Origin of the sequence: Pseudomonas sp. (assembly GCF_049590575.1) — a bacterium.
In the GTDB taxonomy this organism is placed as follows: domain Bacteria; phylum Pseudomonadota; class Gammaproteobacteria; order Pseudomonadales; family Pseudomonadaceae; genus Aquipseudomonas.
This window is the reverse complement of record NZ_JBAWDE010000137.1, coordinates 18,133-38,606: the sequence shown is the minus strand read 5'-3', so window position 1 is coordinate 38,606 and position 20,474 is coordinate 18,133. Positions and strand designations below refer to the sequence as shown.

The 20,474-nt window shown below is 56.3% G+C and carries 24 protein-coding genes; 19 read left to right on the top strand and 5 right to left on the bottom strand.

The window, feature by feature from the left end; all coding sequences use genetic code 11:
- Positions 1 to 63: 63 nt before the first annotated feature.
- The 5 genes from WBR57_RS10805 to WBR57_RS10785 form a co-directional block, all read right to left on the bottom strand.
- Entirely contained in the window at positions 64 to 510 is a 447-nt protein-coding gene (locus tag WBR57_RS10805; protein ID WP_424083815.1) for a phage tail protein, read from the bottom strand.
- A complete protein-coding gene (locus tag WBR57_RS10800) occupies positions 507 to 968 on the bottom strand; it encodes a head completion/stabilization protein (protein ID WP_122512766.1) in 462 nt (153 codons plus the stop codon). The genes WBR57_RS10805 and WBR57_RS10800 overlap by 4 nt, the downstream gene beginning before the upstream one ends.
- A 98-nt stretch (positions 969 to 1,066) precedes the next feature.
- Positions 1,067 to 1,792 (bottom strand): phage terminase small subunit, encoded by a 726-nt coding sequence (gene gpM, locus WBR57_RS10795; protein ID WP_424083814.1) that lies wholly within the window; start codon positions 1,790 to 1,792, stop codon positions 1,067 to 1,069.
- On the bottom strand, positions 1,789 to 2,811 hold the full coding sequence (locus WBR57_RS10790; RefSeq protein WP_116625998.1) for a phage major capsid protein, P2 family: 1,023 nt from the start codon (positions 2,809 to 2,811) through the stop codon (positions 1,789 to 1,791). The genes gpM and WBR57_RS10790 overlap by 4 nt, the downstream gene beginning before the upstream one ends.
- Position 2,812: 1 nt before the next feature.
- Positions 2,813 to 3,727 (bottom strand): GPO family capsid scaffolding protein, encoded by a 915-nt coding sequence (locus WBR57_RS10785; protein WP_116625997.1) that lies wholly within the window; start codon positions 3,725 to 3,727, stop codon positions 2,813 to 2,815.
- 163 nt (positions 3,728 to 3,890) lie between these two features.
- On the opposite strand from WBR57_RS10785, the gene WBR57_RS10780 reads away from it, so the two are divergent.
- The 19 genes from WBR57_RS10780 (at position 3,891) to WBR57_RS10690 (ending at position 20,457) form a co-directional block, all read left to right on the top strand.
- A complete protein-coding gene (locus WBR57_RS10780) occupies positions 3,891 to 5,948 on the top strand; it encodes a terminase large subunit domain-containing protein (protein WP_424083813.1) in 2,058 nt (685 codons plus the stop codon).
- Entirely contained in the window at positions 5,860 to 6,729 is an 870-nt protein-coding gene (locus WBR57_RS10775; RefSeq protein ID WP_424083817.1) for a phage portal protein, read from the top strand. Before WBR57_RS10780 ends, WBR57_RS10775 begins: the two co-directional genes overlap by 89 nt.
- A gap of 74 nt (positions 6,730 to 6,803) precedes the next feature.
- Entirely contained in the window at positions 6,804 to 7,061 is a 258-nt protein-coding gene (locus WBR57_RS10770) for an ogr/Delta-like zinc finger family protein (RefSeq protein ID WP_116625994.1), read from the top strand.
- A gap of 734 nt (positions 7,062 to 7,795) precedes the next feature.
- Entirely contained in the window at positions 7,796 to 8,008 is a 213-nt protein-coding gene (locus WBR57_RS10765; RefSeq protein ID WP_122512759.1) for a DNA-binding protein, read from the top strand.
- Between the two features lie 29 nt (positions 8,009 to 8,037).
- Complete coding sequence (locus WBR57_RS10760) at positions 8,038 to 8,517, top strand: YmfL family putative regulatory protein (RefSeq protein ID WP_424083816.1); 480 nt, start codon at positions 8,038 to 8,040, stop codon at positions 8,515 to 8,517.
- Positions 8,514 to 8,864 (top strand): hypothetical protein, encoded by a 351-nt coding sequence (locus WBR57_RS10755; protein ID WP_424083812.1) that lies wholly within the window; start codon positions 8,514 to 8,516, stop codon positions 8,862 to 8,864. Before WBR57_RS10760 ends, WBR57_RS10755 begins: the two co-directional genes overlap by 4 nt.
- 77 nt (positions 8,865 to 8,941) lie before the next feature.
- Complete coding sequence (locus WBR57_RS10750) at positions 8,942 to 9,181, top strand: hypothetical protein (RefSeq protein WP_424083811.1); 240 nt, start codon at positions 8,942 to 8,944, stop codon at positions 9,179 to 9,181.
- Complete coding sequence (locus tag WBR57_RS10745) at positions 9,178 to 11,871, top strand: toprim domain-containing protein (RefSeq protein ID WP_424083810.1); 2,694 nt, start codon at positions 9,178 to 9,180, stop codon at positions 11,869 to 11,871. The genes WBR57_RS10750 and WBR57_RS10745 overlap by 4 nt, the downstream gene beginning before the upstream one ends.
- A 21-nt stretch (positions 11,872 to 11,892) precedes the next feature.
- The gene (locus WBR57_RS10740) at positions 11,893 to 12,183 is read left to right on the top strand and encodes a hypothetical protein (protein WP_424083809.1); all 291 of its coding nucleotides are present in this window, start codon (positions 11,893 to 11,895) and stop codon (positions 12,181 to 12,183) included.
- An 85-nt stretch (positions 12,184 to 12,268) separates the two neighbouring features.
- On the top strand, positions 12,269 to 12,532 hold the full coding sequence (locus WBR57_RS10735) for a hypothetical protein (protein WP_424083808.1): 264 nt from the start codon (positions 12,269 to 12,271) through the stop codon (positions 12,530 to 12,532).
- A 91-nt stretch (positions 12,533 to 12,623) separates the two neighbouring features.
- Positions 12,624 to 12,836, top strand: a complete 213-nt coding sequence (locus WBR57_RS10730) for a hypothetical protein (protein WP_424083807.1) — start codon at positions 12,624 to 12,626, stop codon at positions 12,834 to 12,836.
- Positions 12,833 to 13,981 (top strand): site-specific integrase, encoded by a 1,149-nt coding sequence (locus WBR57_RS10725; protein ID WP_424083806.1) that lies wholly within the window; start codon positions 12,833 to 12,835, stop codon positions 13,979 to 13,981. The genes WBR57_RS10730 and WBR57_RS10725 overlap by 4 nt, the downstream gene beginning before the upstream one ends.
- Positions 13,982 to 14,049: 68 nt before the next feature.
- Positions 14,050 to 14,466 (top strand): transposase, encoded by a 417-nt coding sequence (locus WBR57_RS10720; protein WP_424083805.1) that lies wholly within the window; start codon positions 14,050 to 14,052, stop codon positions 14,464 to 14,466.
- A gap of 329 nt (positions 14,467 to 14,795) precedes the next feature.
- Entirely contained in the window at positions 14,796 to 16,130 is a 1,335-nt protein-coding gene (locus tag WBR57_RS10715; RefSeq protein ID WP_424083804.1) for a tyrosine-type recombinase/integrase, read from the top strand.
- A gap of 1 nt (position 16,131) precedes the next feature.
- Complete coding sequence (locus WBR57_RS10710; RefSeq protein ID WP_424083803.1) at positions 16,132 to 16,461, top strand: hypothetical protein; 330 nt, start codon at positions 16,132 to 16,134, stop codon at positions 16,459 to 16,461.
- Between the two features lie 896 nt (positions 16,462 to 17,357).
- Positions 17,358 to 18,338: an integrase domain-containing protein gene (locus tag WBR57_RS10705; protein ID WP_424083802.1), complete on the top strand. Its 981-nt coding sequence runs from the start codon at positions 17,358 to 17,360 to the stop codon at positions 18,336 to 18,338.
- Entirely contained in the window at positions 18,335 to 18,643 is a 309-nt protein-coding gene (locus WBR57_RS10700) for a hypothetical protein (RefSeq protein ID WP_424083801.1), read from the top strand. Before WBR57_RS10705 ends, WBR57_RS10700 begins: the two co-directional genes overlap by 4 nt.
- 345 nt (positions 18,644 to 18,988) lie before the next feature.
- Positions 18,989 to 19,717 (top strand): SDR family NAD(P)-dependent oxidoreductase, encoded by a 729-nt coding sequence (locus WBR57_RS10695; protein WP_424083800.1) that lies wholly within the window; start codon positions 18,989 to 18,991, stop codon positions 19,715 to 19,717.
- Positions 19,718 to 19,743: 26 nt separating this feature from the next.
- Positions 19,744 to 20,457 carry an SDR family NAD(P)-dependent oxidoreductase gene (locus WBR57_RS10690; RefSeq protein ID WP_424083799.1) on the top strand — a complete coding sequence of 238 codons (714 nt, stop codon included), beginning with the start codon at positions 19,744 to 19,746 and terminating at the stop codon, positions 20,455 to 20,457.
- Positions 20,458 to 20,474 lie beyond the last annotated feature (17 nt).

Here is a 20,474-nt window from a genome sequence, read left to right as displayed (position 1 = left end):
AGGCTCAATAGGGCCAGTTGTTCGCGAACGCCGAGGTGGCCACGGACGTCCAGCTCGAAAGTGCTACGCGCCACGGTTTTGCACCTCGCCGTGTTCAGCGGTCCACAGATCGAATGCGACCAAGCCCCACTTTTTTCCGAACGCGTCGACCAGGCCGTTGGGGTCTTCGGCCAGATGCTGGGCCTCGATAAACTCCAAGGTCAGTTCCAAGTCCGCCTCGTCTGGGGTGACCTGGTCGACGGCGAAAGTGGGCGCTGGCAGGTCGTCGTCCCGGTCGGGGTCGTTGGATTCCAGCCAGCCGCCCAGGAGCGCCATCAACAACGCCGGGTTGCCGGCGAAACGCTCGATCACGAACACGGCGCGATAGCGCATATCGCCCATGTGCAGGCCCTGTGTGGTGTCCTTCCAGATCAGATCCAGGTTGACCTGCTCGGCCCAGCTGTCGATCTGCTCAGGCAGTACCAGGTTGAGGCTGATCAGGTAGGCGGTCAGGGCGCGCAGCTTGTTCATAGCAACGCCGCCGTAATGCGGCCACGGCCCTGCAGCGAGCGCACGGCCTGTTGGCTGAACGCCAGGAAGGTTTCCGGGCGATCGGGCAACTCCTTGCCCAGGTTCTCCGCGCTGTCACGGCGGATGATGGTTGCGAACTGGGTCAACAAACTGGCCTTGGCTCGGCAGTACACGGCACGCTTGTACGTCGCCGCTTGAAAGGTGCGCTCCGGCAGAACCGTGGTGTCTGCAGACTCAACGTTTGACACTCCACGGCCCTGCCAGCGCGCTTTTAACTCGGCCAGGTCGGCATTTACCTCGGTCATCGCCGTGGTCAGGTCAGCGCCCAGCATGTCCAGCACATACTCCGCCGGCAGGCGATACCCCTTCTGGAATTCAGACACGGAGAGGTTCGGCCAAAAGCCGTCGTTCTCGATCTGCTGTTCCACCAGGGTGGTGGGTCTACCGGAAAAGCTCATTGCTGGGCGCTCAAATAGGGCGGGGAGCCTGTTTTCAGTGGGACGGTCCATAAACGGGCGGCTCACTTCCACAAGTCCCCGCTGGGGGGGGTAGTCGGTTACTCGGTGGCCGGGGTAGCGGCCGCTTGTTTTGCCAGGGCCTTACGGACCTTTTCGATACGGGTGTCATTGCCCGCCTGGGCGTACAGTTCGGTCGAACGCTCCAGGTGCTTGAGCGCGGTTTCCAACTGGCCCGCTTCCATGGCGCGCATACCGATCAACTTGTGGTATTTGCTCGGGATCTGCTCCGTCAGCTGCCACTTACCGTCAACCAGCGGCAGCAAGTCGGAGAGGTAAGGCTCCGGGCTGCGATTGGCTTTGTATTCGGCGTAGGCCCACTCGCACACCGCGTCGGCGACAAAGGTCTGGATGTCACGGCGCTTGAAGCGCTCCGGCATCTGCTGGCCCTGCTCGATCAGCACGTCTGCCAGCTCCAGGGCGTCTTCGAATTGGGCGGTGTCGAACAGCCAAACCAACACCTGCACCGCAACGCGATTCGGGAAAACCAGCCCCGACTCGCAGTAGCGCTGGACGTATTCCTGGTACTTGGGCAGCAGCTCATCGCGCTTGAGTGCCTGGCGCCCGGCCAGGCCATTGATCGCGCTGATACGCGCCAGATCCTGGTCCAGTGCGGCTTCCTGCAGCAGCAGATGCTTGCGTGCATTGGCCGGGCTGCTAAGCGCATCACCTGGTGTGTAGGCCATGCCTGCAGTGGCGGCGAGTGCCGCTACTGCAGTAGTGCCCAAGGCCTGGATGCGACGTTTATGCGCCAGGGCCAGGCTCACGCGACCACCAACTCAACGTTTTCAGTGAACGCGATCTTTTCCAATTGCTCGATCACGTAACCTTCGTTGCGGCTGTTGTAGTCCTCGACGCGAGAGCGTTTCGGGTTCTCGATCGTCTGCTTGCGCCAGCTGGTGTCCTGATAGTAAATCGACAGGTTGTCCCAGCTGGTGACAAGCACTGCGTTGACCGGGAAGTTCGGCACGCTGAACGCGGGCAGGCCGCCATAGGTCGCAATGACCTGAGCGTTTTCGATGCGCTCTTTTTCAGTCGGCGTGTCGCCTTGCTTGGTGTAGAGCTTGGCTTTGTCAGCGGCGAGCAAGTCGGTGCCGATGATTGCCACCAGGTCGCCGTCTTCGCGCAGGATCTCGTCCACCATTTGCTTGGTGTCGTGCACCAGGGCGTCAAGGTTGGCGTAGTCACCACCGGCACCCAGCGTGATCTTGCCGGCAGTAGCGCCCTCTTTCAGAACCTGCTGCGGGGCCTGCTCGCGCAGTTGCTGCAGCCAGCCCTTGTTCACGTCCTGCAGCTTGGGATATTTCTCCAGATCGGTATCAACAGCAGCATGGGTGCCGTGGAAGCCAATAACGATCCGATCCTGCGCAATGCGCTTTTGCACGGCAGCGGAATAGCGCTCTTTGAAGTCTGGAAACTTCGCCCAGGCGTCAATTTTGGCGTACGGCAGGCCTACGTCCGACTGAGTATCAGCCAGCTCGTAAGTGGTGTTGTCGAGCGCCGACGCGTCCTTGGCTTCGCGATCGGTGGTCTTGGTGTTGGTACGGCCGGTAACCGGGCCGTTCACGCCAATGAAGACCTTTTCACCCTTGATCTCACTCACCGGAACGACGTTGATACGCTCCAGGAAGTCAGCTTTCGCAGTGATAGCGTCGTTCAGTTCCTGAGCAATCGTCGGGTCCACACTGAACATGCGGCTCGATCGCTCGACGCCGTACGCTTCGGCCATTGCTTCCTGCAGTTCGGCATATTGTTTGGCGCCACGGGCGCTTAATGGCTGGGCCATATCAGAGCACCCGCTTTTTGGTGGTGGTCACCGGACCGGCGTTACGCGGCAACTGGCGACCGGTCGATGTGTCCTGCAATGCGGAGAACTGCTTTTGCAGCTTCTCCAGCTGAACCAGAACGGCCTTGTTCGATCCACCGCTACGGCGGAACTCACGTTCTTCCTCGGCGGCAGTGACGATCTCGTCTACGGCCGCGCTCACGTCGTCGATGGGCGCTTGTTCGGGTTCTGGCGCATCTGCGGCGGCGGGTTCAATCACAGCCTGAATGCCGGCAGCGACGACAAGCAGCTGCTCCAGCAGGGCTTTGAGGGCCGTTGCGGTAGCTTCATCCATTGGGGTTTTGCTCTCAGTTGGGGTGGTGGGTTCGGCGGGCTCGGCGTCCGTGGCAAAGCGCTTGAACAGGCCAGTGAGCAAGCCGATCAGCTTGCCGACCTCGCTCTGCGGTTCGGCTTCAAAGGAGCCCAGCTCGACGGAGGCGGCATAAAAGGAGTTTTGGTGGGTCTGCTTCGAAAAATAGAGTTCCTGAGTACCCAGGCTGGCCGGCTCATCGGTGACGCCAAGACCTGTCAGGTAGGCTTTTCCGCTGCCGGCGAAGTTCGGGGTGATCTCGATGCTGGAGAAGAGCTTTTGACCCTGATCATTTAGCTGCAGTAGGCGATCGTTCGGCTTGAGCTGTGCCTCCAAGGCGATCTGCCCAGGCTCCAGATCTTCTCCCTCTTCCACCAGGCGCACCGCAAACACGGTGCCATGGGAGCCACTCCAGCGTTCGTGGTCGCACCAGATGACTGCCGTGTATTTGGACGGTTTGTAGGTTTCAGCGATATCGCGCAGTTCCTGGGGAAGGATCTCGCGACCATCGGCGGTGGTGCCGCTGGTGGCGACACGTTTCCAGTACGAAACAAGGGAACGGGGCATGGACGTTAACTGCGCTCAATCGGTTGAATGAGCCGCCAAGATAGGGAGCCGCCGCACCCCGAACAAACGGTTCAAATGCGCGTTTCTCCTATATCCGCGATATAGGTGAATCACGGAATTTAACCCTGCGTTTCCAGCGTTTTCGCCGCATAGACTGCGGCCCATGTACTACTCGACCGAAGTTAAAGAAGCCGCCAAACGCCTGTTTCTGCGCCGCTGTAAGGCCAAGGAAATTCAGGCGCAGCTCAACCTGCCCAACATCCGGATCGTCTACTACTGGATACGCCAGGGCGGGTGGGAAGACATGCTGTCGGACGAAGAACCGCTGACTGCTGTCGGGCGGCGAATCACCCTGCTCCTGGACAAAGTTGGCAGCCTGTCCAAAGACGATCTGAACGAGCTGGACCGACTGACCGTTGTTCGCGAACGCCTGCTGAAACAAGCGGCCAAGCCCGCATCGGTTGCCACATCGGACGGCGACGACCTGGGCGAGCCCCGGGAACCGCGCAGGCGCTCGCGTGGAGAACGCTCCAGCCGTGGCGAAGGCGGTGACAGGAAGAAGGAAAAGAAGGCCAAGAACGACATCAGCGGACTGACCGAAGTCGACTTCCTGGATAAGTTCATCAGCAAGATGTACCGCTATCAGCAGGAGTTGTTTGCGGCCAAGCAAAACCCGCTGACGAGCCGAATCCGCAACATCCTGAAAAGCCGCCAGGTAGGCTTGACCTACTACTTCGCCGGCGAAGCGTTCATGGATGCGGTGCTGACTGGCGACAACCAGGTGTTCCTGTCAGCCAGCCGCTCGCAATCGGAGATCTTCCGCAGCTACATCATCCAGTTCGCCAAGCAGTGGTTCGACATTGAGCTGACCGGCAACCCGATCACGCTCAGCAACGGCGCCGAACTGCGCTTCCTGTCGACCAACAGCAGCACCGCCCAGGGCTACCATGGCCATGTGTACGTGGATGAGTATTTCTGGATTCGCGACTTTGAAAAACTCAGCACCGTGGCCAGCGCTATGGGCACCCACAAGAAGTGGCGCAAAACCTACTTCTCGACGCCCAGCGCGGTATCGCACCAGGCGTACCCTTTCTGGTCCGGCGAGGAATTCCGAAACAGCAAACGCGGTAAGAAGGCCGGCGGCACCTGGCCCACCGAGGCGTCCTACACCCAGGGCGCGCTGTGCCCCGATGGCCAGTGGCGCAAGACCATCACCATCCAGGATGCGATCGACGGCGGCTGCGATCTATTCGACCTCGAGCAACTGCAGCTGGAGTACGACGAGGACAAATTCCAGCAGCTGTTTTACTGCAAGTTCATCGACAGCAGCCAGAGCGCGTTCGGGCTCAAGGACCTGGAGCGCTGCTACTCCGACCTGTCTTTGTGGGACGACTACAACCCCGAACTGGACCGGCCATTCGGCAACAGCCCAGTGTGGCTTGGCTACGATCCGAGCCGTACCCGCGACGACGCCACGTGCGTGGTGGTCGCCCCGCCACTGGAACCTGGGGCGAAATTCCGCATCCTGGAGAAGCACAGCTGGCGGGGGCATTCGTTCAACTACCAGGCCGCCCAGGTCAAGAAGCTCACCGAGCGTTTCAACGTCCAGCACATCGGTATCGATATCACAGGCGTGGGCTATGGCGTGTTCGACCTAGTGCGCGACTTCTACCCTAAAGCCACGCCGATCCATTACAGCCTTGAGACCAAGAACCTGCTGGTACTCAAGGCCCAGGACACGATTCAAGGCAGCCGTATCGAGTGGGACGCCGGATGGACCGACATCGCCCAGGCATTCTTGACCATCAAGCGCGGCACCACCAACAGCGGCCAAGTCACCTACAGCGCTTCGCGAACTGACGCCACAGGCCACGCCGATATCGCCTGGTCGATCATGCACGCGCTTTTCAATGAACCCCTCAACACCAACAAGCGGCGCCGTAGCCGCTACGTCACGAGCGGAACCAATGCCCAAGCCACGACACAAAAAAATCCAAGCCAGCCAACAGGTGCAGCAGCCACAGCCCATGCGGGCGTTCACCTTCGGGGAACCCGAACAGGTGCTGTCCGGCAACATCGGCGAGTACCTGGGGGTGTTTCTCAGCGACGACGGCGAAATCTACAAGCCGCCAGTGTCGCGGGCGGGCCTGGCCAAGCTGCTGCGCGCCAACGCTCACCACGGCGCCATTCCCAAGTTCAAGCGCAACCTGCTGCTGCGTGAATTCATTCCGTCCGAGGGCTGCAGCACACAGACCATGGGCCGGGCCAGCCTGGACTACATGGTGTTTGGCGAAGCGTATTTCTATCGCGATACCAACGCCTTCGGCGAAGTACTGGAAATGCAGCACCTTCCGGCAATCAATATGCGGGTGAAGGTCGACGGCGGTTTCAGAATGCTGCTGCCCGACAGCAAGTACATGGACTTCGACCAGAACGAAATCGAACACGTCCTGGACTACGACGTGGAACAGAACATCTACGGCGTGCCTGACTACCTGGGCGGCCTGCAAGCACTGTTGCTCAACGAAGCCGCGACCCTGTTCCGCCGGCGCTACTACAGCAACGGCGCGCACGCGGGTTACATCTTCTACACCAACGACCCGGACCTGACCGAGGAAGACGAAGACAACTTGCGCGCCCAAATCAGCGCCAGCAAGGGTGTGGGTAACTTTCGCTCGATGTTCGTGAACATTCCCAACGGCAAGGAGAACGCGATTCAGATCATCCCCGTGGGTGACTTCCAAGCCAAGGACGAGCTGGAGAAGGTGAAAAACATCACGCGCAACGACGTGATCGCCGCCTGGCGGATGAACCCTGCCCTGGCCGGGATCATCCCGGAAAACAGCGGGGGATTTGGCGACATTGAAAAGATTGATCGGGTTTACACCAGCAACGAGATCAGGCCGATCTGCCAGCTGTTCAGCCAACTGAATGACAGCTTAAGACGTGACAGGCGTATCGACTGGAGAAGACTCGATAACGCAGTGGAAAGCACTATCTGACGTCGCGAAAATAGAGAAATATTCTGCATCACATGCGAAAATAGTGGCAATTTGCTGCACCCTGGGGAGGGAACATGAGAGTTACTTGTAAATGCGGACACAAGGGTCGAATAGCATCACGTGAGGTGCTTTCAGCGGACTTTGCGAAACTCTATTGCCAGTGCCTCGACGCAAGGTGCGGACACAGCTGGGTAGCCAATCTCACGTTTTCCCACACGCTTAGCCCGTCCGCGCAAACGTTCGACAGGCTCTTGATTGATCGACTGCGCGACATGCCCAGGGCGCAACAGCGGGAGCTGTTTGAAAAGCTCGGATCTCAGGCAGTCGCATGAAACGAAACGCCGACAACAACGTGCCGTCGGCTAAGAAATTAATCTGCGTCGGACTGATCCGGGTTACTTATCAGAGCCTCCGTGAGTCTGCGCAATTGCTCCTGGTCACGGCGGGGCAATTGGCGATAGAAACCGATCAGTCGACGCTCGGTATGCGAAAGCTCGTGCAGCGCAGATGCCGCCATTTCAACGTAACCGACATCGGCGTTTGTGCGATCCAACATGCTTACCACTCCATAAAATGCATTGCTGATGCACTTATATGGGGGCAAGCCGACAGCAAGACAGAACCAGAAGATTCAATCTGGCCCCTTCGCCGCGTCATCTGCCATAGCTTTCACAAAACGCCGTATGGCTCTTTGATCCTCCAAAGGGATGCTTCGGTACTGCTGAACAATACTGTGTTCGACCTCATTCAGAGAGTCGAGCGCCAACGTGCTGCGCCGTCCAGTCAGGATGTAGGGGACATCAAATTCAAACCTAACGGCGACTTTGCTGAGGTACGAAGCAGTGGCATCACTCGACCCCGCCTCATAGTTCGCTTGCGTTCGTTTCGCGATTCCCAGCGCCTCTGCGATCTGGTTCTGCGTCATGCCGCATCGCTTCCGTTCTTCTTGCAGCCGAGAACCAATATCTTCAGAAAGATGCACTTTTTTTCATCCTTACTATTTACAAGTGCACCTAAGTGCATCATTGTGCATCTCACACCACATGAAATTGCACGGATCTGCACTATGCCGAACTCAAGCGTTACCGAGCAAGCCCGACAGCAAGCGCGGGAAGCATTAGAAAAAAGAGGCCAGTCCGCTAAAGACTTCGCCGCTATGCATCAGCTCAACCCCAGCACCGTCTATGCGGTCCTGAGCGGCCAAAGCCAGTGTCGGCGTGGGGAGGCGCATCGAGCTGCCGTCCTCTTGGGGATCAAAGACGGGGTGATCGGACAGTAATGGCCAGCGCACTGAGGGAACAGCAGAAGATGAAAAGTATGGTTCTAAAAACACGTCGTGAAGTCGTCAGTGCAATTATTTGCGTCTTTGAGGGTGGCCGCGAGTGCGCCGCCGCCAGGATCGGTCTGCCGCTCAAGAAATTTGATAACCACGCATACGAAAACAACAACTGCAGGCCGTTGACGGATTTGCAGATTTTCCAGCTGGAACAAGTCACCGGAACAAAACACCTGGCCAACTACGTCGCCGCGCTGTACGGCGGGATGTTTGTGCCTGTGACCCATCCCGACAACCTCGACAACGTGGAGATGTATGCACGTGCAATGCAGAGTTCCGCCAAACAGGGATCAGTCGATCAAGCCATTGCGCAGGCACTTGAAGACGGCGTGATCACTGACGCCGAGGCCGAATTGATCCAGAACGCGCACACACTGCACATGGCAGCACGCACCGCCGAAGTCTATGCCGCTATCGACCTTTACCGCGCCAAATCGGGGAAAGCCAAATGAACAACGTTTCCACGGACATGGACTATCGCAGCACGATCCGGGCTGCAGCACTCACCTTCCTTGAACGCCATCAAGGCGAACACCTGGGCGATCAAGGTCAGTTCATTGAACGGACCGTCAACCACCTTGTGGATAGTTTCCAGGCTGAAAAGCCACTTGCGCTGCGGCTGACCTGTGAAGCCCTGAGCGAACTTGCCGAAATCAATGTCCGGCAGCGGATCGACCTCAAGGCCAGTGAATCTCATGCGGTGGTAGTCACCGATCCCGTGCGAGGACTGGCCTGGTCAGTACCCGTCCACCTCATCTATGAACACCTGATATCGGCTGGCCGCGCCACCCGCGTCTAACCCTCCCATTTTTTTCAATGTCCTGAGCCTACATGCCGTGGGTTTGGGTGAGCTGCGCCCGAAATCGAGGTTTAACGATGGCAAACGCCTTAATTGTCACTGCTCAACTGCCCCCAGCCGAGGCTAAAGCCTTGCTGGCCAACCTGCGTGAACAGTATCGCTTGAGCCTCAACGAACTTTGGTACGACGACCAGTACCGCGTTGTTGCTGACCGTCTGCGCCACGGCGCAATCCTCGCCCATGTCCCGGTAATGGCAGCTCAGAAACGCCTCATGGCAGCCCTGTCCCAAAGCCTTAAAGCAGTGAAGCAATCATGAAAGAAGATCTACGGCACGACGTGCTGCAGCGCCTCGAGTCCGACTACGGGCTCAAACACCGTAGCGGCACCGACTACATGCGCGGCGGTGAATGCCCCAAGTGCCACAAGCGCGAGCTGTATTCGCGCCATGACAAACCCTGGCTGGTGATCTGCGGCCGTTCTGAGAAGTGTGGCCACACCCTGCACGTCAAAGAAATTTACGACGATCTATTTGAAGACTGGAGCAAACGCGCGCCGGCTACAGACAACGCCCCAACGGCAACGGCACGCGCCTATCTGGAGTTCGGCCGCGGCTTCAACATCGAGCTGATCGCCGGCTGGTTTACCCAGGACTCCCACTACTCAGGTCAGCACAAAGCCGGCAGCGCCACGGTTCGTTTCGCCCTGGAGAAAGGCGGCTACTGGGAACGCCTGATCGACAAACCTGCCCGCTTCGGAAAGATGAAAGCCCGGTTCGCACCAGGTGAAAGCTATCGGGGCACCTGGTGGTGCCCACCTTGCGTCGACTTGCTGGAGGCGAAAGAGATCTGGATTGTGGAAGGCATTTTCGATGCAATCGCCCTGGTCCACCACAACATCGCCGCCGTATCGGCAATGTCTTCAAATGCCTTTCCGGCCGATTCGCTGCAGGCGATCGTGGCAGCCCGTCCAGGCAACTTGCCGAAGCTGGTGTGGGCACTGGACAACGAGCCAGGTGCACACGCCTACACGAAGCGTTGGGTACGTATGGCGCGTGAACTGGGATTCACCTGCGAAGCAGCACAAATCCCTCAGCGGGATAACCGAAAGGTCGACTGGAACGATCTGCACCAGCGTTGGCAGTTCCTGGACGAGGGTGTTAAGCGCGATGCCCAGTTTGACAAGGACATCACCACTGCCCGCCACCACGGCGCGCTGCTGATTGCCGACAACGCCACGGAGAAGGCCTTGGTAATGTTCGATTGGAAGCGCCGTAGCGAATTCCACTTGGAGTTCGGCAACCGCCTCTACTGGTTCAAGCTCGACCTGGAGAAGTACAACAAGGCGATTCAGGAACTTGAGGACAGCGAACACCACGACGACCAGCAATTAAACAATAAGCAGATGCGTGCCAAGGCCATGCAGCAGTGCGGCGCCCTGCAGCGTATCGCTACATGCAATCCCAAAGCGCTGTACTACCAGGAAAACAAGCTCACCGACGAGTCCTGGTATTACTTCCGCATCAACTTTGCACACGACGCCGCGCCGATTAAGAACACATTCACCAGCTCTCAGATCGCATCGTCTGCAGAGTTCAAGAAGCGCTTACTTGGCATTGCCCCGGGCGGGATGTTCACCGGCACCACGCAACAATTGGATGCATTCATTGAAGAACAAACCGACGCTCTGAAAACTGTTCAGACCATCGATTTCACCGGATATACCCGTGAACACGGTGCATACGTCTACGGCGACGTGGCGGTGCGCGACGGGAAGGTGTTCAAGCTCAACGAGGAGGACTTCTTCGATATGGACCGGCTCAGCATCAAGACCTTGAGCCAGTCCGTGATCCTCAACCTGAACACCGACCTGCAGAAGTTTGAGACTGAATGGCTAGAGATCATATGGGAGTGCTTCGGCGCCAAGGGCCTGGTAGCGCTGGCTTTCTGGTTTGGCTCGCTGTTTGCCGAGCAAATCCGGCAACACCAGAAAAGCTACCCATTTATGGAGATCATCGGCGAACCAGGTGCCGGCAAATCCACCTTGATTGAGTTCCTGTGGAAGCTGTGCGGCCGTAGCGATTACGAGGGCTTCGACCCAACCAAGGGCACACCGGTAGCCCGGGCTCGTAACTTCGCCCAGGTCGCCAATCTGCCGGTGGTGCTGATTGAATCCGAGCGGGAAAAGACCGACGGCAGCCAGACCAGACAGTACGACTGGGACGAACTGAAAACTGCTTATAACGGGCGTAGCGTCCGCTCCACTGGTGTGAAAAACAACGGCAATGACACCCGGGAACCGCCTTTCCGTGCGGCCGTGGTCATTGGCCAGAACCACGCTGTCAACGCGTCAGAACCCATCCTGCAGCGGCTTGTGCACATCGCAATGACAAAGGAAGGCCAGACACCTCAGACCAAACTGTTGGTGGAGAAGCTGGAGCGCATGCCAGTCGATCGCGTCAGTGGCTTCCTGGTGAAGTCCACCATGATGGAAAGCGCGGTGATGGAAACCGTCCGCGAGAAGGGCCCCCAGTACGAACAGCAGCTGCTCGCCCTTCCCGAGATCCGCACGGTTCGGATCGCGAAGAATCACGCTCAACTGCACGCCCTGGTCGACGCCCTGGTGCACGTAGTACCGCTGAAAAAGCACCAGGTGAACGCGGCCCATGCCGAGATCCAGAACATGGCTAAAGATCGCCAGCTGGCCATCAACGCCGACCATTCAGTCGTTGTGGAGTTTTGGGAGCTGTTCGACTACCTCAATGGCCCGGACGGAGACCTCAACCACTCCCGCGCCGACGGCTTTATTGCAGTCAACCTGAACGAGTTCGCTGAAATGGCCGCGAACAAGCGCCAGAAAGTCCCGGATCTGACCGAACTCAAACGGCACCTCAAAACCAGCAAATGCCCCAAGTTCATTGAAACCAACCGCACCGTTTGCTCGGCACGGGCGAAAGACGCATTCGACAAAGCCAAAACCGTGCGCTGCTGGATGTTTCGTAGCGACTGACCAACACCAGGAGCAACAACGATGCAGATTCAAGTTATCACCGGTGAAGGTCTCGACGGTGCCACGAAACAGCTCAAGCACTTGAAGGAACTGATGGAGTGGGTCGTGGGAGCAAACCAAATGGTGTACGCCGAGGCATATAGCTCTGCTGGCCTGGTCGAGATTCTGGAAGTCCGTGGTGCAACGGAGAAAGAGCTGCTGGTTCTGCAGTGCACAAGGCAGCAGATCCAGGCGGTATTGGAATGGCAGTCAGCCATGGACGAGGTGATCGAATTGGAGAGACTGGTGATTCACCTGATTAGGCAAGTGTAACCAACAACTGCCGGCGAGCGCCGGTATTAAAGCGGTGCCGGGGAGTTACAGCTCCCCGGCACCAGCCACCACTGAGGGCAACACCATGCAAGCACAGCACCAAAGCAGCAGCGGCGATAAGGCTACCACAGCGCCGACCGATGGCATGCAAGCGGCTCGACACCTGATGGCCATCCGAATCGTCGGTACCGCGCTTTTCGATTACCAGGTGCGGAAGACGGCCGATGCACGTATCCGGCTTGAATCCGTCACCACCATGGCCCAGTTGCAAGGCGATCTTACCGCCCACGAAGCGGTGCTGGTCTCGCAACTTTTAGCTAAATCAACTTCCACAGGCTCCCGCCAATAGATCCCAGCAGTTTGGGATCAAACTTCTAACAACCATACCCCGGCTGCAGCGCTAGACTGCCCGGGGTGCTCCAGCTTACAGAGGACTAGCAATGAACTCCCGATCGGACAACGTCCTGATATTCACCGACCTGCAGCGCATCACCGGTTACCAACGCCGGTCTGACGTTGAACGGTCGCTGATCGACCAGGGCGTTCGCCTCTTCCGTGGCCGGACAGGGCCTTGGACAACGCTGGACCTCATCAACCAAGCCGCAGGCATGAAGCCTGCCGCTACAGAGCGATACGACTCCGACATCCTATGAGGAAAGCAAGGAAGCGGAAGCACAATCCGCACATTCCCAATCACATTGACCAAGCCGCTCTACCAGCGGCCGTTTACTTCGACCAGCGAAACGAAGGGGTCTGGTACACCCTTCATCGTGACGAGACAGGCACGCAACGTCGGCGCAATATTGCGCCGGCTACCGTTTCGCTGGCAGAGCTGCACCAGATCATGGACGAGGCTTCCAACGTCGACCGGGGAACGCTCCGCTATATTTGTGCACAGTTCCACGGCAGCGATCGGTACAAGAAGCTAAGCTCGAAAACCCATGACGATTATTGCTACTCCCGCGACGTTCTACTGACTATTCCCACCAAGCTGGGAAAACCGTTGGGGGATCTGGCTGTTCGGAAATTCACTTCTGCCCTGGTGCAACGAATCGTTGATCGACTCGCGGACGAAGGCACGCCATCAAAGGCCGCACATGCTCTCCGCTACCTGCGCCGTGTACTGCAGTGGGGCCGCAATCGTGGCTTTCTGGAAGTGAACCCAGCCCTAGGCATTGAGGCGCCCATAGAGCGAAAGCAGCGCCGCCTACCCAACCAGCAGGTCATGGACGCCCTTATCGACCGGGCAACCGCCAGAGGGTTGTTGCAACGCAACGAAAAAGGCGGCTGTCCCGAGTACCTAGGCTATGTCATGGAACTGGCCTACCTCTGCCGGTTGCGCGGCATCGAGGTCGTGACCCTCACCGACGAAAACGAGCTGGAGAGCGGGATACTGACCAACCGTCGCAAGGGCAGCCGTGACAATATCGTTCGCTGGACGCCACGGCTGCGTAAAGCCTGGGAAAACGCAAAAGCCTATCGATCCAAGGTATGGGCCAAACGCAAGATCGCGATCCCAATCCATCCATCACGCAGGAACATCATTGTGGCTAGCCACGGCGGCCCACTGCGAAAAACCAGCCTAGATACCGCCTGGCAACGCTTCATCACCCTGGCGCTAACAGATGACTTCATCACGCCGGAACAACGGTTTGCCCTGCACGACCTAAAACGACGCGGCATCACCGACACTGTGGGTAACCGAGCGGACAAGCAAGAAGCCAGCGGCCACCGTGACTCTAAAATGATGGACGTTTACGATCACAGTGTTCCTGTAGTTGATCCTTCTGCCAACTGAGAAGCCCATTCATAGGCTTCCGGTCTGCTAGGGTATACCCGAATCCAACCAACGAAAGGGACAACGTAATGTCGGGCGAAACCATTTCTCCGTTGCAGCACAACATGCAACAACTGGTGGATCTATCACGGCGCGAGGGCTATTGCGATATCACGTTTCGGGATGCGCCACCTTTAATAGGGGTCCGATTGAGCCCCACACTCAACGCTGCACTGATGTATGGGGCTGGCGCCGCCAAAATTAGCGAGCTGATGGATAGAGTTGAAACACGAGGTGGAAAGGTATTTCGTGCTGTCGACGTTTGGGTAATTGTCCAGTTTCCCAATGGGCTGCCATCGGCAGCGGATCTTGCAGACGTTGACCTATCTGACGGAGACGCCGAGGTTCTTCCAGGGAAATCCATGCGGTTGATGGCAAAGGAAATCTACCATTGCAAGGATGAGATTGAAGCGGAGGAAATGCTCAGAAGGGTGCTTGCCGCCTAACCGGTACCCACGTAACAAGCGATTCAGGGCCCGCTAACTACGCGAGCCTTGGAGTATGTGCACGTAACAATAAATCTTGTAAGTCATTGATTCGTAGGTTCTGAGCACCTAGCTTGTAATCAGTAGGTCCCGGGTTCGACTCCTGGTGCCGGCACCATACAAGGTTCCAGAGAAGGCTTTCAAAATCTCTGGAACCCCCGAAAAACCCGCCTTCTGGCGGGTTTTTTCGTTTTGGCATTCCATCGGTTTCCGTCAGAAACTGGTGGATTCCAACCGTTTTAGGGGTAGAGTTTGGGATACAGGTCACTTCGATAAAAGGGAGTACCCTTATGTCGCGCACCACAGCTCCACTCTCCGACGCAGCTTGCCGCTTGGCAAAACCTACGGACCGCGCCTACAAGCTTTTCGACGGCGACGGCCTCTACCTTCTAGTCCAACCCAATGGCCGCAAAGGCTGGCGGCTCCGTTACGTCAAACCTGACGGACGCGAAGGACTGACCTCGTTCGGCAACTATCCTGTCATTGGCCTCGCCGACGCGCGCCGCAAGCGCTTGGAGGTCAAGCGAATGCTGGCGGATGGCATTGATCCCATAGAGACCAAGTACCAAGCCAAGGCGGAAGCCGTGATCAAAGGCAGAACCTTTGAAAGCGTTGCGCTGGACTGGCACACGGAAATGTCGGCCAAGTGGGCACCAGGCCACTCCAAGACGGTGATGAGTCGCCTCAAAACCCACGTGTTCCCGCTGATCGGCGCCCGCGCCATTGTTGACCTCGACACTCATGACCTAATGCAGCCCTTGGAAGCGATCAAAAAGCGCGGAACGATAGACGTAGCGTTAAGGGTACAAAACTACCTGCAGAGCATCATGCGCGAGGCAAAACGCCTCCGACTTATCACCGCCAACCCTGCTTACGACCTCGAAGGCTTGATCAAAGCCCCGCGCGTGGTCCATCGCCCCGCTCTACCCTTATCGCGACTGCCGGAACTGCAGGAACGAATCGACACCTATAAAGGCCGGGCACTTACTCGTCTGACGGTGATGCTGTCACTGCATGTGTTTGTACGATCCAGCGAGCTGCGTTTCGCCCGCTGGAGCGAGTTCGACCTCAAGCGCGGCACCTGGGAAATACCCGACACTCGACCCGCGTTGGAGGGAGTACCCTTTTCCACAAGGGGTACGAAGATGGCAGGGGATATCCATTTAGTACCCTTATCGCCGCAAGCCGTGACCCTGCTTGAACAGATCCACGCCCTCACCGGTAAATTCGACCTGGTGTTTGCAGGCGATGCCAAGCCCTGGAAGCCCATGTCCGAAAATACCGTGAACAACGCCTTACGGACGATGGGATACGACACCAAAATCGATATCTGCGGACATGGGTTTCGTTCGATGGCCTGCAGCGCACTGGTCGAGTCAGGCTTGTGGTCGGAGACCGCCATTGAACGGCAGATGAGCCATAAGGAGCGCAACAACGTCCGTGCCGCTTACATCCACAAGGCCGAGTTCATCGAGGAGCGTAGGCTGATCATGAACTGGTGGAGTCGGTATCTGGAGGCCAACCGGCAGGAGCATGTTACTCCACACGAATTCGCCAACCAGATTGGAGATAACGTTACTCGGATAAAGGCGAAGCCTGGCATTGGCGCAGAGAGGAGGAGTTGATATGGATATCTCAATCGCACAAAGCATCAAGCTCGCCATTGTGTCGGCAACCGGACTGTCAAAAGACGCGCTGCATATCTATTTGGGCATGGCGGTCTATTTGACGTTGATCGTTAGCACCCGACGATTCAGGCCATACCTTGGCTGGCTGGTTGTTTTCATCATTGCGTGTGCAGGCGAGTGGGTAGATCGGCGAGACGATATTGGAAGCTTCGGATACTGGCGCTGGCAGGCAAGCGCTCACGACGTTCTCAACACGTTGTTTTGGCCGACGGTGCTAACACTGCTTTGGCTTTTAAAGTGCCGCAGTAAAGTAAGCGTACATCCGTAAGACTCTCGCAATCTGCTCTGCCACGCGGGTCCATCCAAACAGGGCTGCAAAGCCGCCCTGTTTGGATGGACCTCACTTAAAAAATCTAAAGCCCACGCAACTGTCTGTGGAAAACCACGGATTTCCACCGGTGGATAATTTCATCCACAGCCGCAGAACTCCCGAAAATTGGAGTCTTGACCCGAATTATCCACAGGCGTAGAAAAGATCGGGCAAAGCGCTGTCGTTGACAGCAACCCAGGTAGCCAGAACCTTTAAGGCTACGCCACACCGTGGTGGTTCTCCCAAAGTGCGATTAGCGTCCGGCGGCTCGCACGGTCACAGCGATGTGATGGATGCCTACTTTTAACAGTGTGCCCACTGCGGCAACTCATCCCCTTTCATAGCTGCCCTGCAGCAACTATCCGCTTGGCCATTTCCTTGCGCCAACCTGCGCCCGTCTCTTTCTTCCGGAAAGAGACGGGCGCTCCTACCGCTGCTGCAGCCCGCCTAGTACAAGGCTTTGCGGCATTCCCCCTCGTGACAATCGGCATGACAAATACCGAAGTCACCAGCAACAGCGATGCAGATGATGGTGCCGCAGCCCACGGAATGGACTGCACCTGACTGACAGTCAGGCGCGCCCCGGTCATCGCCTCACTGCCTTCACCCGACTCAGGATCTCGCGGCACCGGTCTCGTCAGCCAGTGCAGCTTCCACCCGCCCACTTCTTCGGAAGCGCTCAGGAGGCCAGATCATGAGATGCCCAAGCTCCAGGTCGTAAGGAGCCGTCATTCCCGCGTTAGTGGACAACCCTCACAGGTCGCAGGGGCCTTGATCCCTGATAACACTCAACATTCTTGGCGGGATGACGTGGGGAAGTTTTCAAAAGTGTTGGCTTCGAGAGGAGTTCGATCATGGCATTGGTCGGTAGACGAGACGGGCGAAATTTTGGATGGGGTCGGCAACTGAGCTATGCCGGGCCGCAGGCATTGAAGAACATGTTCGGCGGCGGACACTACGGTACGGTGAAGGCGCACAGTGATCGCTGGCAGGCTTTCGTGCGCTGGTGTCGTTCGGATGATGGGCCGGGCTTTAACGACGCGCGGCAGATTAATCGGCAGACCTTACTGGATTACGCAGGACATCTACGTCAGCAGGTTGAACAAGACGCTATCGGCATCGCCACCGCGCAAAATCGATTGTCTAGTGTGAACCGAACCATGGCCGCCCTTCGCGGTGATCAGTATGTGAAGGTGTCGAGTCCGAGCAAGACGCTGGGAATGCAGCGCACATCCGTTCGCACCGTGGCACCTCAAGGCCAAGACCGCGAACATGTGAAGCGGATGGTCGAGGTGCTTTGCGAACATCAGCAGCCACGCGTTGCGGCCATCGTTCAGTTAGCGCGAGCCACCGGCATGCGCTTGCGCGAGGCCATTTTGGCTGACCTACCACGCCTAAAAAGTGAAGCCAAACAATACGGCAAGATCAACATCCAGGACGGCACCAAAGGTGGCCGCTCGGGAGCCTCGGCCCCTCGTTGGATTACAGTAGATGATCACATCAGCGACGCACTGACATTCGCCCTTCACGTCTCGCCGAATGGTAGCCGCAATCTGCTTGCAGCAAATGAATGCTACCTCGATTTCCAACAGCTAATCGTTCGGCCCGCACGGGAAATTCTCAATACCCACAACCTCAAGGGCTTCCACGAATTGCGGGCGACCTATGCGTGCGAACGCTATGAGCAAATCACCCAGCATCCTGCGCCCGTCAACGGTGGCAATTGCTACCAACTTGATCATCACCTCGATCAGGAAGCCCGAGCACAAATCAGCTATGAGCTGGGGCACGGTCGTATCGACGTGGTGTCGGCTTACATTGGTGGCCGCGCATGAGTACGGCATTCGATATGGAACTGTTCCTCGCAGGAGTCCTGACCGGATCGCACGCTACTCGGCAGCGTCACCTTCGCCAGGCAAAGGCAATCCAAGCAGCTATCGCTGAGCGCTGGCAGCGTGACAATTTATGGAATTGGAAGAGAAAACACCTTGCGTGGTTTTTGAATCACCATCTAATGCACCGCACTGAACTGACGCGTTATTACTATGTGCTGACCGTGCGCCTACTCACTCATCGCTTAGGAAAAAATTGGCAGTTCAGCGTGTCAGAATATGTGAGAAAGCACATCAAACAGAGCTGAGCCATACAAAATATCCGTGACATCTAAGGCTCTCATTCAGCTGGTCTGGCAGCGACGAGGACATAGGTTCGCAGCATTCGCAATGCTTACCCAGACGGACTAGCGGACTAGAACGTACACTACCTTCTAATAATATATAACAATAAGCACGCCCTCTTTATTCTCTGAACTTATAAAAATCAAAAAAAACCAATTAAATCAATCAATGATCAGATCCTGTTCCGGCGTTGACAATTCAGCCTTGCACCGTCAAGAATATAAACACACACGAGAAATAATACAGCCAAATAGATAGCTAGCTATCTCTTCAACTAGTATCTCTCATGCTTACAGGGATGTTCGGCTATGAAAGTTGCCCTTATTACGGGCGGAACAAGAGGTATCGGTTTCGCCATCGTCAAACTGCTTGCACTTGAAGACAATTTAATAGTCGTCACTTGCGGCACCAAAGCGCAGTCTAAAGTTCAGCTTCCTGAGCGCGTTGAATATTTTCAATGCGATATATCTTGCTTAAAATCAGTTACAGCAATGATTAAGCAGGTGGTTGATAAACACTCCAAAATAGACATACTCGTCAACAATGCCGGTATTTCTCACATCAAGTCTGATGGGCGATTTCTGATTGAAGATATTCAAGAGGAAATCTGGCATCAAGTCATCAACACGAACTTGTCCGGTGCATTCTACACCTGCAAACAAGTGATTCCTCATATGAAAAGGAATCACTATGGGCGAATCATAAATATCTCCTCAGCCTCTGCCAGATTTGGAGGAGTACTCGCCTCCGTTGACTACATCTCGTCAAAAGCGGGGCTTATTGGTTTAACTAAAGGGCTCGCTTACGAATTAAGGGGGTGTGGCATTACAGTTAATGCTGTAGCACCCGGCCGGATAGATACAGATATGATATCAGACGCCGACCTAAGCGACGAATGGGCTAAAAACCATGTCCCTCTCGGCAGACTTGGTAAGGGAGAAGATATTGCAGGGACCGTCCTATTTTTAATCTCCAAGCATGCTGATTATGTGCATGGAGCAACACTTGACTGCAATGGAGGGTGGATCATAACTTAGTTTATTGATCCTCAAGAGGTTCATATATGTCCAGCAGAGTTATTGTCGTCAGCGGCGGAACGAGGGGGATCGGCTTAGCAATTTCAGAGAGACACGCTATAGCCGGCGATACTGTTTTTTCACTGTGCTTAAACCCTGAAAAACAAAACAAGACGCATGCAAATATCCACGTAATAAAGTGCGATGTTCGTGATTTAAGAGTAGTTAATGACTGTATAGATCGAATACTTTTAGAAGTAGGAAAGATTGACGCCCTTGTGAATTGTGCCGGAATCCAGCAACCGCCATCTGAGGGTTTAGAATATATTGATCAAGACGATTGGAGAAATGTCCTCGCCACCAATCTCGATGGCGTCTTCCACTTGTGCAAAGCAGTAATACCCTCTATGAAAGGCAGGCGCCAAGGCGTGATTATCAATATGGCGTCCGTGGCAGCCACCGACGGATACCCAATGGCTAGCGCATATGCGACTTCCAAAAGTGCTCTGATTGGTCTGACGAAGTCCCTGGCGAAGGAGCTTGCGACGTACAACGTCCGGGTTAATGCAATCATGCCTAGCCTTACCCTCACAGATGCTGCCTTGGGCCTGCCTGCCGAAACTTTAGAGCGACTTGTAAATCTAGTCCCTTTAGGAAGGATTGCCCTGCCTGAAGATATCGCTGGCGTCGAATTCTTTTTATCCAGTTCTGACGCTAATTACATCACAGGTGAGCTATTCAGAGTTGCCGGTGGAAGATAAATCTAGCCAGGAGGAAT